General features: G+C 50.2%; 11 protein-coding genes and 1 other annotated feature. Of the genes, 6 read left to right on the top strand and 5 right to left on the bottom strand.

Annotated elements, in window-relative coordinates; all coding sequences use genetic code 11:
• Position 1 precedes the first annotated feature (1 nt).
• From KNQ08_RS09845 to KNQ08_RS09830, 4 genes are all read right to left on the bottom strand, one after another.
• Complete coding sequence (locus KNQ08_RS09845; protein WP_214805412.1) at positions 2–898, bottom strand: alpha/beta hydrolase; 897 nt, start codon at positions 896–898, stop codon at positions 2–4.
• A gap of 23 nt (positions 899–921) precedes the next feature.
• Complete coding sequence (locus KNQ08_RS09840) at positions 922–1803, bottom strand: YitT family protein (RefSeq protein ID WP_029342524.1); 882 nt, start codon at positions 1801–1803, stop codon at positions 922–924.
• Positions 1804–1889: 86 nt separating this feature from the next.
• On the bottom strand, positions 1890–4715 hold the full coding sequence (locus tag KNQ08_RS09835; RefSeq protein WP_214805410.1) for a sensor domain-containing protein: 2826 nt from the start codon (positions 4713–4715) through the stop codon (positions 1890–1892).
• Positions 4716–4913: 198 nt separating this feature from the next.
• The gene (locus KNQ08_RS09830) at positions 4914–6068 is read right to left on the bottom strand and encodes a hypothetical protein (RefSeq protein WP_214805408.1); all 1155 of its coding nucleotides are present in this window, start codon (positions 6066–6068) and stop codon (positions 4914–4916) included.
• Between the two features lie 130 nt (positions 6069–6198).
• Here KNQ08_RS09830 and KNQ08_RS09825 point away from each other — a divergent pair, with 130 nt between their 5' ends.
• Positions 6199–6855 (top strand): response regulator transcription factor, encoded by a 657-nt coding sequence (locus tag KNQ08_RS09825; RefSeq protein ID WP_214805406.1) that lies wholly within the window; start codon positions 6199–6201, stop codon positions 6853–6855.
• Positions 6852–8117 (top strand): HAMP domain-containing sensor histidine kinase, encoded by a 1266-nt coding sequence (locus KNQ08_RS09820; protein ID WP_214805404.1) that lies wholly within the window; start codon positions 6852–6854, stop codon positions 8115–8117. The genes KNQ08_RS09825 and KNQ08_RS09820 overlap by 4 nt, the downstream gene beginning before the upstream one ends.
• An 80-nt stretch (positions 8118–8197) precedes the next feature.
• Here the strand turns inward: KNQ08_RS09820 and KNQ08_RS09815 are convergent, their stop codons facing one another.
• A complete protein-coding gene (locus KNQ08_RS09815) occupies positions 8198–8701 on the bottom strand; it encodes a hypothetical protein (protein ID WP_050678728.1) in 504 nt (167 codons plus the stop codon).
• 137 nt (positions 8702–8838) lie between these two features.
• On the opposite strand from KNQ08_RS09815, the gene KNQ08_RS09810 reads away from it, so the two are divergent.
• From KNQ08_RS09810 to KNQ08_RS09795, 4 genes are all read left to right on the top strand, one after another.
• Entirely contained in the window at positions 8839–9321 is a 483-nt protein-coding gene (locus KNQ08_RS09810; RefSeq protein WP_064299397.1) for a hypothetical protein, read from the top strand.
• A gap of 63 nt (positions 9322–9384) precedes the next feature.
• Positions 9385–10215 carry a GNAT family N-acetyltransferase gene (locus KNQ08_RS09805; protein ID WP_050678726.1) on the top strand — a complete coding sequence of 277 codons (831 nt, stop codon included), beginning with the start codon at positions 9385–9387 and terminating at the stop codon, positions 10213–10215.
• 278 nt (positions 10216–10493) lie between these two features.
• Positions 10494–10886, top strand: coding sequence for a hypothetical protein (locus KNQ08_RS09800; protein ID WP_064299399.1), 393 nt, complete (start codon positions 10494–10496; stop codon positions 10884–10886).
• A 62-nt stretch (positions 10887–10948) separates the two neighbouring features.
• Positions 10949–11186 (top strand) — a binding site (T-box leader).
• 98 nt (positions 11187–11284) lie between these two features.
• Positions 11285–12793, top strand: coding sequence for a peptide ABC transporter substrate-binding protein (locus KNQ08_RS09795; protein WP_214805402.1), 1509 nt, complete (start codon positions 11285–11287; stop codon positions 12791–12793).
• Positions 12794–12838: the final 45 nt, after the last annotated feature.

The raw sequence follows: 12838 nt of genomic DNA, 5'->3' as shown, positions 1-12838 counted from the left end.
ATCAATGCAGATCTGACAAGTACGTCATGACTTTCTCTTCATACGCTTTTCGGTCGTGCGCATACGACTGGACGTGTCCACCGTTTTCCGTCACGTAGAGCTCGGAGCGCGGCGCCGCCTTTTGAATCTTCATGCTTTCCGTGACTGGAATCGCATCGTCGTCCTTCCCGTGGATCAACAGGATTGGATACTCAATCCGTCGAACCGCTTCAATCGGTTTCACCCGTTCTGGATTGAGACCCGTCAGAGGTGGCGTGATCTCCAGAATGATCGGGGTGAACGGGAAGTTCGGTAACCCGCTCCAGACGGGCAGGTTCGTTGCGAGATAGTTCTCGAGATCGCTAAACGGGCTGTCGGCGATGACACCGACGACGTCCGCCTTTGGAGCGGTTACAAGTGACGTTGCAGCGCCCATCGAGATACCGTAGAGGACGACTGGTTTTGAAGACCGTGACTTCGCGTAGCGAACGGCCGTCAGCAAATCATCTTGTTCCTTTGCACCGACTGTGACACGTTTTCCGTCCGATTCACCGGACCCGCGGAAATCAAACGTCAGGACGTTATAGCCCGCGTCGTGGAACTTCTTGAATAACGGGAAGACCGGAACATCTTCTTGCTCCCGGTTCTTGCCGTAACCGTGGGCGAAGACGACCGTCAGTTTTGCATCCTCACTTGGCATCCACCAGCCGGACAAACGTGTCCGGTCTTTATAGGAGCGGAAGGTGACGTCTTCATAGTCGAGTCCTTCCGCTTTCTTTGGTGTCGTCGTCAAGGCTTCACGTTCCGGTTGCGTCAACGAGAAGCCGACATAACCGGAAATTCCGATGACGACGATGACAGCAAGCGTCACGATGACGATCACGCCACCGATGATTTTCTTACGATGTTTTTTCCACACCCGTGTTCCTTCCTTTCGTTCGGTTAATGGATATCTTTTTTCTTGAAGCGACCACCATGGACATCATGGATGTTGCCGATCGCAATGAAGGCTTGCTCATCGAAGTCACGGACGATGTCTTTGAGTTTTGATTCCTCAAGGCGACTGATGACGCAAAAGATGACTTTTTTACCGTCGCCGGTGAAGGCACCTTCTCCGTTTAAGTACGTCATGCTTCGACCGAGTCGATCCATGATTGCAAGACCGATCTCTTCGTAATTCTCCGAAATGATCCAGACACTCTTCGACTGATCGAGTCCATCGATGACGACGTCAATCGTCTTGAAGGCAACGAAATAGGTGATCAACGAGTACATCGCCCGGTCCCAACCGAAGACGAAGCCAGCGGCGCCGAGGATGAAGACGTTGAAGAACATGACGATCTCACCGACTGAAAACGGCGTCGAGCGGCTGAAGGAGACAGCAAGAATCTCGGTTCCGTCGAGGGATCCACTCGAGCGAATGACGATGCCAACGCCGATTCCAAGAATCAAGCCACCGAAGACGGTCGCGAGCAAATCCACGCTCGTCAGCGGACCGATGTGTTCGAGGAGTTTCGTTGCGATCGCCATGACGAAGATGGCGTATAACGTCGACAGGGCGAACGTCTTTCCGATTTGTTTGTAGCCAAAAAAGATGAATGGAATGTTCAAGAAGAACAACCATAAGGCGAGCGTCGTATCGGTCACTTTTGAACCGATGATCGAGATTCCGACGATGCCGCCATCAATGATGTTATTTGGAACAAGGAATCCTTTCAGTCCAAGCGCGAAGATGATGGCACCGATCGTCAGCATCAGGAATCTTCGAAAAAGCTGACCTTTCGTAGAACGGCGATGATGTTTCGTAGGTAGTGGTGACTGCATGCCATTCCTCCCTTCTGAAGTAAAACGCTTTACGATTACTATAACAAAAAAGCACGAAGACGTGTGTGAACGTCTTCGTGGAGAGGTCAAGGGCGATAACGTAACGACTGGAAGAAGCGCATGATCTGTTCCGCTTCTGTCGGATTCGTGTATTCGCCGATATATTGTTCATCTTCCTGTCCGGTGATTGTCACCGTACACGTGACGAGTTGTAATCCTTCACTTAAGCGAATCTCAAACGTCGCATCTGACAACGGTAACGGTGTCTTCGTCGAAAAATAGAGTGCACGTGTGCTCGTCTGATGGGCTTCGATGTCCGAAAAAGGCAGTTCGAATGGTCGTTCATGATGCGTTAACATGCGAACCTTTCCTGAGACAGAGAAGCGAGGAACCGTATCGCTCGACAAGGAACAGGCTTCGATCGGATACAAGATCTCGCGCAAGAGGAACGATTCCATGACGTCCGCTGGCACCGGGCGACTAAACAGGTAGCCTTGGATACTCGGACAATTGAGCGTCCGGAACGTATCGAGCTGACGAAGTGTCTCGATGCCTTCTGCGACGACCGTTAGATTGAACTCACCTGCCATGTAGAGAATACTTTTGACGATCGCTTGGGCTTTGGCGTCATCGGTGATGTGGGTCGCGAACTGTCGATCAATCTTGATGACGTTGATCGGATACCGTTGCAGATAGACCATCGAGGAATAGCCTTTCCCGAAGTCGTCAAGTGCGATTCGAACACCGATCCGACTGACGTATTCAAGCGTCCGACTCGTCATCGGGTCATCCATGATCAAGGCCGCTTCCGTGATTTCGAGTTCGAGTAATTCAGGTGCGAGCTGATAAGTCGATAGCATCCGCTCGATATGATGTTCAAAACCAGGAATCAAGAATCGTTTTGGTGAGACGTTGACGGAAATCGGAACGAGCTCTGCGCCTGTCGCTTTCCAGTGTTGCATCGAACGACACGCCGTCTCGACGACCCAGTCCCCGATTGCGACATGTAAGGCACTTTCTTCAGCAAGCGGAATGAAATCGTTCGGTGGAATGCGTCCCCATTCCGGGTGTTGCCAGCGAATCAATGCCTCGAGACCGACGATTTTTCCGGTCCAGCTATCGACTTTCGGCTGATATTCGAGGAACAGTTGATCGCGCTCGATTGCATAATGCAAGTCCTGCTCAAGACGATAGCGTCGGTAGTAATCGATATCAAGATTCGATGCGTAGTGGTGCATCGTGCTGTGGTTTTCACGACGTGAGCGACGTAAGGCGGTGTAGGAATGCTTCAATAATTCGACAGCGTCCGTACTGTCTTCCGGATACCGGCTGACCCCGACCGAGATTCGCGCGAACAAGGCATATGGTTCGATCGAGATCGGTGTTTCCGATAAGTCGAGCAACGCCTCAGCACATGTCGTCACGTCTTGTTTATAGCTCGTCGGTACGAGCAAGGCGTACTCATCCCCACCAAGGTGCCCGAGAAACGTCTCGTCCGGTTTTGTTTGTTGTAATAAAGCTGCCGTTCCTTGTAGCCACTGATCACCGGAACCGTGTCCGAAGGCGTTGTTGATCTCAGCGATCCGGTTGAAGGAGACAGTGAGGACGAAGAACGATTGATTCTTTTCTTGCCACGCGTCGATCGTCTCGATGAGCGCTTGCCGGTTCGGCAGATGTGTCACGGCGTCGCGCAAAGCAAGTTGTCGCAGTTGTTCCTCGTACGCTTTTTGAAGCGTGATGTCATGCATGATGCTATTCGTGTAAGCAATCGTGCCGTCTAGTTGGAAGACCGGGATCTGTTGGTCCTCGATCCATTTGACGCGACCATCCGGGAAGTGAAGGCGGTACTGGATTGTGCCAGCCTGACCGTCGACCAACCGTCTAATAAACTGTTTCATCGCCGCGTGATCGCGGACGTCTAACCGCTCGAACAACCACTCACGACTGAGAATTAAATCCTGCGGTAATTCTTCAAAGATGTGCAGGAACCCTTGTGAGTGAAACAGGATTCGTCCCGAGAACAAGTCGATTTGTGAGATTGCGGCATTAACGGCTTCATAGATTTCACGTGCCTGTGCCCGTTCGGTGATGAGTTGACGTCGTGCTTCGTCGACTTCCGATAAATCATAGAGGACGACCGATAGATGATTTGGATGATGTGGACGATGGAAGGCTTTCAAGCGCAACAGCTGATAGGTATCGTCAGCGGTCAACAGGGAGACTTCCATTTCAAAACGTTCCTTTTCACCCGCAATCAAACGTTCCATCTCGAACCGGAGCGGATCGAAGTCACGTGGATGAATCCGACTAAATAACTGTTCTTGGTCAAGCGTCGTCGCGTCGACTTCTGAAAGACCTAAAAAATGCAATAAAGCGGGAGAAAACTCGATTGTTTGTGTGTTGACGTCGAAGTGAAAGACGACGAGTTCCGGAATCTGTTCCGTCAGTTCGAGTTGAGAACGAATCGACGAGACATCTTCTTCGAGTTGTTTCTCACGTGTGATATCGCGTGCGACTCCGTAGACACCGATGACTTGTCCGTCTTGTTCGACTGGCATGTTCGTGATCTTCAATGTGACCCGGTGTTGGTCAGCATGAAGTCCTTGCGCCGTATAATGAACGGTCTCACCGCTTAAGGCACGCGTGAAAAAGGCAGTCACCGCTTCAATCTGATCTGGCGGATTGAACACGGCGAAATGCTCATAGAGCGTCTCAGCGGAATAACCGAGCATGTCTGGTAATTGTTCATTGAAATAGATGATCGTTCCAGAAGCATCGAATAAAAAGATTGCATCTGTCTGTTGCTGAAAGAAGGCTTCCGCCGTTTCCGGACGGGACACTTCAAGTCCACCGATATAGAGTGGGGCTGTGTCGGATTGACGAATCCGATTCATCGCTTCATGAAAAGCCATCTACGTCACCTCCTTACAATACTAGCGTTTTCTTTACTAGTATCGGGTGTAGGAAATGGAAATTGCAACCTTCGTTCAAGGAATAGACTTATTTTTCAAAAAAGTGAACCAGTATATGAAAATCATGATTAAAAGACATCTGTCCTAAATCGAACACAAAAAGACCGAAACTCTCATGAAAGAGCTTCGGTCTTATCCTTAAATCGCTAAATCGACGGATGTATCACTGGCATTTGGATCGGCATCCGTGCCTTGATCGGGTGCTCCCGGCATGTCACCGTCCGGTCCAGGTCCGTGTCCGCGACCATGACCACCATCGCGTGCTGGACCTTTCTTGAGATCAGCGTAGCTTGAAGCTTCATCCGCGCGGGACTCGATGTGTTCCTTGATCTGTTTCGCTTGTTTGTCTGTCAGCTTGCCATCTTTGACTTGTTGATCAATCGCAGCAGTTTGTGCTGTCAGGACGGCTTTCTCAAAATCGGCATAAGCGATCTTGTTCGCTTCCGCAAACTCAGGCAAGGATTGCTCAGCAGCTTCGAATTTCGCTTCATCGAGTCCAAGTGCTTTTAAAATTGCGGATGTTGAGTCACCGAAGACACTACCCGGTCCATGGTCACCACGCTTACCGTGTTCGCCGCGATCCGGAAGATCGTCGTAGCTCTTCGCGTCCTTATATTCCTCTGTCAGACGAGACTTGATTTCCGTTGCTTGTTTTTTCGTCATCTTCCCGTCTTTGACGAGTTGATTGAGTTCGCTCGTTTGCGCCGCAAGCAATGCTTTTTTATAGTCGGCGAACTTGATCGACTGTGCCTTCGCATAAGCAGCGAGCGATTGATTCGCTGCGTCGAACTTCGACTGGCTCAGTCCGAGTGCCTTCAGGACGTCAGCAATCAATGATTCATTGAAGAAACCTGGTCCACCGTGGCGACCCATCGGCATCTTGTCTTTGAGTTCATCATAGCTCTTGACGCCACTGAATCGTTCCGTTTGACGCTTCAACATGTCGTCTGCTTGTGATTGTGTTAAGTCGCCTGATTTGACGAGACTTGCCAGTTGTTCCTTCGCTGCTGCGAGTTCCGCTTTTTTGTAATCAGCGAACGAGATCCCTTTTGCTTTTGCGAGATCGGCGATTGATTGCCCTTTCTCCCGGGCAGCATCTGCCTCGGCTTGTGTCAGGTTCAATTTTTTCAAGAGTAGCGTCATGTCGTGCTTTTTCATACCTTCGAAGTGGTGCCCGTGTTTCGCTTGTTTTGTCGTGTTCGAGTCGTCGTTCGTCGCAGCGTATGCTGATGCGCCTCCGACTGTTAATGCGCTAATTGTCAATGCAGTGATCCATTGTTTTTTGAATGTCATGGGATGATCACTCCTTTCACCTTTTATGGTAGAGGGTCACGAAAGAGAAGTTGTGAGGAAGTTGCAAAGAAACTGCGAAGAAAGGCAAATGAAGGCAAAAAGGCGCTACACTAAGAGTGGAGGGATGACCATGAACGTACTATTGATTGAAGATGAACAAAAATTAGCGCAGGTGACGGCACGTTTCCTTCGGCACCATGCGTATGAGGTGACGATTGCCGGTTCGTTAGCAGAGGCGAAGCAGTGCCTGACGAGGGCGTTTGATGTCGTTTTGATCGACGTCCGCTTACCGGACGGTGACGGTTGGTCGCTCGTGCCAAGCATCAAATCACAAGTCCAGCCGCCGGTCGTCTTCATGATGACGTCGCGTGGGGAAGCCGATGACCGTGTCTTCGGACTCGAACTCGGTGCCGATGACTATCTCGTCAAACCAGTCGTCCTGAAGGAGTTGACGATCCGGCTTGAACGGGCATTAAAAGTCCGTCCGGTTGCTCGCCATGCGTTTGGTGACTTGACGATTGATGAGAAGGGACGCCAAGTCAAAGCGGGGGAACGGGCGATCAGTCTCGCAAAGATGGAGTTCGAACTGTTGCTTTATTTCATCGAACATCTTGGTGAGGCACTGAGCCGGGATCAGATTCTTGATGACGTCTGGGGGTACGCATTCGGAGGCGATACCCGGACCGTCGACACGCACGTTAAACAATTGCGGGATAAGTTGCCCGTCATTAAACAACAATTGAAGACGGTCCACCGGGTCGGCTATCGATTGGAGGCGATTGAATGAAACGACGTCCTTTGATGCGTAAGTTCTTATACGCTGTCGTCGGTCCCTTGCTCGTAATGGGGATCCTCAGTTTCGTCTTGACGGCGTTCCTCGTCAATCGATTCGCAGAAGGCGAACGGTACGATCAACTCGCTCGGGAAGCGAACATCATCAAACAAGCGATTGAAGCTGACACGCCAATTCCGCGTGATATCCAAGGATTTTTGACGACCGACGGGTTGACGCAACGGATTGGCGCGCGCGGACCAGCGGGGAGATTACCACTTCTTGATAATCTTAAGAAAGAAGACGTCATCGAAGTGCAAGATGAACGGTTGCTGACGTATCAGTTGACCGTTGACGGAACACGCATCACGACGGTTCGACAAGCACCACTTGCGAGTAGTGCACTGAGTGGTGTTTATCTCGCGATTGGACTCGCGTTACTCGTGACACTGTTGCTCGCATCATTGCTCGCTTACTATATGGGACGGCATCTGACACGACCGATCGTCACGCTCCGTTCCGTTGCCCAAAAGATTGGTGCTGGTGAGACGGACGTCGTCTTGCCGGCGCGACCGAAGGATGAAGTCGGGGAGTTGATTGACGCGGTCGATGAGATGCAGACGCAACTCAAACAGAAGGATCATCTACAGAAAACGTTCATCGCCGGCATCACCCATGACTTGCGGACGCCGCTCGCGATCATTCGAAACGAGACCGAGGCACTCGCGGCAGGTGTCATTCCCGTTGCTGAACTGCCCGACGTGACGACGAGCATTATCGAGGAGACGGATCGACTCGGTCATCTGATTGATGAGACGTTGCTTTATTCGAAGCTTGCCGGTGGACGAATGCCGCTTGAAAGAACGGATGTGGCACTCGATGAACTCGTGCTTGCGACAGTCGAACGCCTGCGCGGAACGTTCACGCAGGCAGGACTGACACTGGCGACGGAGCTACAACCGGTTAGGCAGTCACTTGATCCACGCATGTTCGAACGTGTCTTGATCAACTTCTTGATGAACGCTCGTTTTGCTTCACCCGTCGGCGGAACGGTCACCGTTCGCTTAACGCATGACGAGTTGACGGTCGAGGATGAAGGAGCGGGAGTTCAGGCAGAAGATCGGGCAACGATCTGGAACGTCTACGTCAAACAAGAAGGCAGTGCCGGGCATGGACTCGGTCTTGCGATCAGTCGGATGATTCTTGATAGTCATCAGTTCGCGTATGGTGTCCGTGACCGAAGTGGTGGAGGAGCAGTCTTCTACGTTCGGTTTTAAGCGGATTCTATCAGGTACACAAAAAGAGAGGTCAGTTCTCGGAAAGCTTTCCGGAACTGACCTCTCTTGAATTTCAACGATTATTGACCATCGTTCGCATGAACGAGACTTGGTTTGACGAGTGTATAGAACTCATCGCTCATCCCGACACGGCTGCCCATCTGGCAAGCGAGTTCGAGTGTTTCTTTATAGAAGTTCGCGACGAGATCGTGGTTCTTGATGTGCTCGTCTTGCATCGCCTTTTTGACCCCAAGGACGACTTTATCGATTTGCTCATCGGCATCATTGCGGACCGGCACGACGTTTTCCGGAAGATCGACTTCCTTGTCGTGTCCGTTGAAGCGGAACGATGCACCGAATCCGAGGTGCTCGAGGAAGAAGTGCGGTAACAGTTTACTAGCGAAGAACTGATGCCATTCCGTCTCTTTCATCGCTTCCATGTCACGCTTGAACGACGTCGTTGCGAGTGCATAACGATCGTGTGTATCCTTCATGAACTTCTCGAGGATCGGAACCTGCATTGCAAACGCATTCTTGAGCAAGTTATCGAGCTGTTCTTGCGTTAATTGTTCTTGTTCAGTCATCGCTTTAACCCCATTTCGTTTCGTTATCCCTATCGTAAGAAATTTAGACAATTCCGTCAAATCTTTTTCGAGAATAGAGTTTACCTATTTCACAAAAGGGAATCCATTACTATCGATCATTTTAAGGGGGAGTCAGCATGAAACGAATCGCAATGACAGGAGTCTTACTCGGAGCATGTCTGACTCCGGTGACGGGTTTTGCTGCAAGCAACGTGACATATAGTAAAGGGGTCGTCGCGAACGAATCGTTCGGCTATACAGTCAAGACGACGGACGCGTTAAAAAAGGCGATCCAACAAGATAAAGTCGAACTTGTCAAAAACAAGACGGTCAAATCGAAATACGGTGTTGTCACGCGAAGTGGTACGTTCGCCTTTTATTATAAAGTCAAAGGCGCGGATCAGTTGCTCGTCAATTTGAACTACGAGCCGAAGAAGCTCTCGAAAAAACAGTTCGACCGTGAAATCGGATATGGTACATATCTCGGGACGAAAGGTAGCAAAACGTACTACTACGTCTTACCGACGGAAGCCGTCAAAGGTGCTGTCGGTAAAAAAGCGATCGAGAACTTGATCGTCAAGGACGTCCCGCAGATGATGAAGACATTTAAACTGCAATGAGCACTAGCTTTTGCTAGTGCTTCTTTTGTTCGTTCGGTATAGTTGAAAATGAGGTGAATGAATATGGAATGGAACGTCACAGACGTCAAACAAACAACAGATGTATTACAACTCGAAAAATGTGTCAACGATCACGATGGCATTGAATTAAAGGTCGCAGCCGATTGGGTCGGCGAGAACGATTTCGCAATCTATGATGGCGAGCAATTGATTGGATATTTACAAGCATTCGCGTACTTACCGACGGAGTGGGAATTGAATGTCTTCGTTGATCCGGATTACCGGAAACAAGGTGTCTTCACGGCACTTGTTGAAGCAGCACGAGCGCGCGCAACAGAAGCAGGCGTCGAAGCATTCACGTTCGTTATTGACGACGCAAGTGAGTCAGGTCAGGCTGTCCTCGAAGGGTTAGGTGCTGAGTACCGGATGACCGAGTACAACATGATTTTGAAAAAGGCGCAGTTGTTCTTAAAAGCCGATCCGGATTTCGAATTACGGGAAGCGACAGCAGACGACCGTCCGTTCATCGTCGAGACGCTCGGTAAATCGTTCGGGAACACGGACGAGGAAGCAGAATCGATCTATCAAGCGATTGAATCCGACGACCGGATTACGTTTATTGGTGTCGCAAGCGGCAAACCGGTCGGCGTCATCCGTGCCTATCTTGCCTCCGATACACAAGCGAGCATTCATGCGTTTGCGGTTCGTCCAGAAGCACAAGGCAATGGTTACGGCAAAAAGATGCTGAAACTGATGGTTCAAGCATTGTTCCGGACAGGTCGGACGCAGCTCGAACTCGACGTCGAGACGGACAATGACCGGGCACTCGATCTCTACAAAGAGGCAGGATTCGTTGTCCATCGTGGCTATCAGTTCCACGTGTTGGCGGTCTAACTGAAGCAAACATCACGACTTTTCCACTCGCTTTCCTCAGGCGAGACACAAGCCGCGACTCTGTCGTCTTCGACGCAGAGCCGGGTCTTGTTCGTCTCTGACAGCGCGAACGCGCTTTTTCCTGTAGGAGTCGAGTGGACGTGTGATGCATCATCGAAGAACGGTCTGCGGATCGTTCTTTTTTATAATGATTAATACAGAAACTAAACAAAAACGTTGGAACCTTTTCTGTAATCCGTCGTATACTAGACATATGGAAAAAAAGAGGAGGCGACGTCATGGAGAGTCGACAGGATTCATTGCGGACGTTGAAGTGGGTATCAGGTGGAATGGAAGCGGTGCTCGGGATTCCGCTCTTAGGTGGTTCAATCGTCATTTTCTCAGGTTACAATGCCCTGTGGTTGATGCTCGCGTTTCACATCGTCGTCGTCGTATTGACGGCACGTGCCGGGAACGTCTCAAAAGGGAACATCGTCGGGATCGTCGCATCAACGGTTGGTGTCATTCCGGTCGTTGGGATGTTCTTACACATGGCAGCAGCAATCACGATTCTCGTCGATGCAGCACTCAGTAACCGAATCGTTACACGAACACATGTCAAACACGTCGAACCGATTCGACCACGTCCGGTCCGTCGGGAGCAAGAAAAACAAGAAGATCATCCGTTCTGAGTTTTTTTCGTTGACAGTGAAAAACAAGCCGTGTAAAGTAAACAACAAGTTAAGCCATATCAATTACATCGACGACGCGGAGTAAGTATCGTCAACACTGCCGACCAAGCGAGTCAGGAATGGTGAGAGCCTGACACGGTAAGCTGAACGAGAATGGACCGCTGAGAGCCTGTTGAACCTTCGAGTAGACAGGACGGTTGCCCCCGTTACCGGGCTAGCTGGTTGTTGGACCAGCGACAAGTGGAGACGATTCTTCGTCTCAATCAGAGGTGGCACCGCGCGGATACAGGCGTCCTCTATGCATTAGCTGTTAGCTATGCGTAGAGGGCGCCTTTTGTTGTACGTCAAGGTATGCCGAATCATCCAACGCTCATCATATTTCTCAGGAGGCACTACACATGAAAAAGACATTGATCGCAGCGGCGAGCACGGCAGTCCTATTAGCAGGATGTGCAACGACAGAACCAGCAGAAGACAAACAAGCGGACAAAAAGGTCCTGCATACGATGGAAAGTTACGATCTCCTGTCGGTTGACCCGGCAGACGCCATCACATCAAACATCTTCAACCAAATCTACGAAGGACTCTATCGCTTCGACGCGAACAACGAACTTGTTCCGGCAGCAGCAAAATCACATAGCGTCTCTGAAGACGGAAAAGTCTATACGTTCAAGCTCGACCCGAATGCCAAATGGTCGGACGGAAAGCCCGTCACAGCAGAGAACTTCCGTTATGCGTTCGAGCGTGTCATCAAAACGAACTCACCGTTCGCTTACTTGCTCGAGCCAGTCGAAAAAACGACAGCGGTCGACGACGAGACACTCCGGATCGAACTGAAACGCCCGACACCGTACTTCCTCAGCATGACGACGTTCGGCACATATATGCCAGTCCGGGAAGACATCGTCAAAACTGAAGGCGACCAGTTCGGAACGGATCCAAAAACGAACGTCTACAACGGACCGTTCACGTTCAAGAAATATCAAGCCGAACAAGGCTATACGCTCGCGAAAAACGCTGAGTACGCAGACCGGAAGAACGTCAAGATCGACGAAGTCGACGTTAAAATCATCAAAGATCCGATGCTTGCGATCAACTTGTTTGAGTCCGGTGAACTCGATGTCGCGCCACTTAACTCGGAGAACGTCGTGACGTACAAGGATCAAAAAGAGTACAACACGTTCAGCGATTCGCGGATGTTCTTCATTCGGATGAATGAAAAGACGGATGCTTTAAAGGATAAGAAAACACGTCAAGCAATCGACGCGGCATATGATAAAAAAGCGATGACGGAAACGTTGCTCGGGAACGGATCACTTCCTGCTGACTACATCGTGCCGAAAGAACTTGATCCGAAATACGATGGTGCGCGTCAAATCGAATCGTCATATGATGTAACAGCGGCAAACAAAGTGCTGGCAAAGCAAAATCTTGAATTGACGATGTTGATCGAAGACGATGACGTCTCGAAAAAAATCGGTGAGTACATCCAAGGCGCGTTGAAGAAGCAGAATGTCGACGTTAAATTGTTATCACTACCGAAGAAAGAGCGTCTCGCCCGTGAAGGACGAGGGGATTACGATCTGTCACTCGCGAGCTGGGCACCAGACTATCAGGATGCAACGACATACTTGAACTTGTTCACGACCGGTAACCCGTTCAACATGATGGACTACTCGAACAAACAGTATGACCGTCTCTTGAAACAGGCTGAAAGTGAGCTCGATCAAGACAAACGTCTCGCCTTACTCAGTAAAGCGGAAAGCTTGTTGCTCGACGATCAAGCAATCTCGCCTGTCTACCAACGGAAGAATGCCTTCTTGCAAAACACGGAAGTCAAAAATCTTGCCCGACACAATGTCGGAACGGATATCTCATATAAATATGTTGAGATTGATCGGAAATAAGAAAGAGAGGGTGATGGATGATTTGATCCATCACTCTTTTTGGTG

It is taken from the genome of Exiguobacterium sp. s46, from assembly GCF_018618875.1.
GTDB classification, from domain to species: Bacteria; Bacillota; Bacilli; order Exiguobacteriales; family Exiguobacteriaceae; genus Exiguobacterium_A; species Exiguobacterium_A abrahamii.
The sequence above is the reverse complement of the archived record's forward strand: the minus strand, read 5'-3'. Positions and strand labels throughout refer to the sequence as shown.

Bases quoted from the DNA above. Each gene is read 5' to 3' on its own strand.
- KNQ08_RS09825 (WP_214805406.1), top strand. From the start codon at position 6,199: ATGAACGTACTATTGATTGAAGATGAACAAAAATTAGCGCAGGTGACG.
- KNQ08_RS09805 (WP_050678726.1), top strand. From the start codon at position 9,385: ATGGAATGGAACGTCACAGACGTCAAACAAACAACAGATGTATTACAA.
- KNQ08_RS09830 (WP_214805408.1), bottom strand. From the start codon at position 6,068: ATGACATTCAAAAAACAATGGATCACTGCATTGACAATTAGCGCATTA.
- KNQ08_RS09820 (WP_214805404.1), top strand. From the start codon at position 6,852: ATGAAACGACGTCCTTTGATGCGTAAGTTCTTATACGCTGTCGTCGGT.
- KNQ08_RS09795 (WP_214805402.1), top strand. From the start codon at position 11,285: ATGAAAAAGACATTGATCGCAGCGGCGAGCACGGCAGTCCTATTAGCA.
- KNQ08_RS09815 (WP_050678728.1), bottom strand. From the start codon at position 8,701: ATGACTGAACAAGAACAATTAACGCAAGAACAGCTCGATAACTTGCTC.
- KNQ08_RS09840 (WP_029342524.1), bottom strand. From the start codon at position 1,803: ATGCAGTCACCACTACCTACGAAACATCATCGCCGTTCTACGAAAGGT.
- KNQ08_RS09835 (WP_214805410.1), bottom strand. From the start codon at position 4,715: ATGGCTTTTCATGAAGCGATGAATCGGATTCGTCAATCCGACACAGCC.
- KNQ08_RS09810 (WP_064299397.1), top strand. From the start codon at position 8,839: ATGAAACGAATCGCAATGACAGGAGTCTTACTCGGAGCATGTCTGACT.
- KNQ08_RS09800 (WP_064299399.1), top strand. From the start codon at position 10,494: ATGGAGAGTCGACAGGATTCATTGCGGACGTTGAAGTGGGTATCAGGT.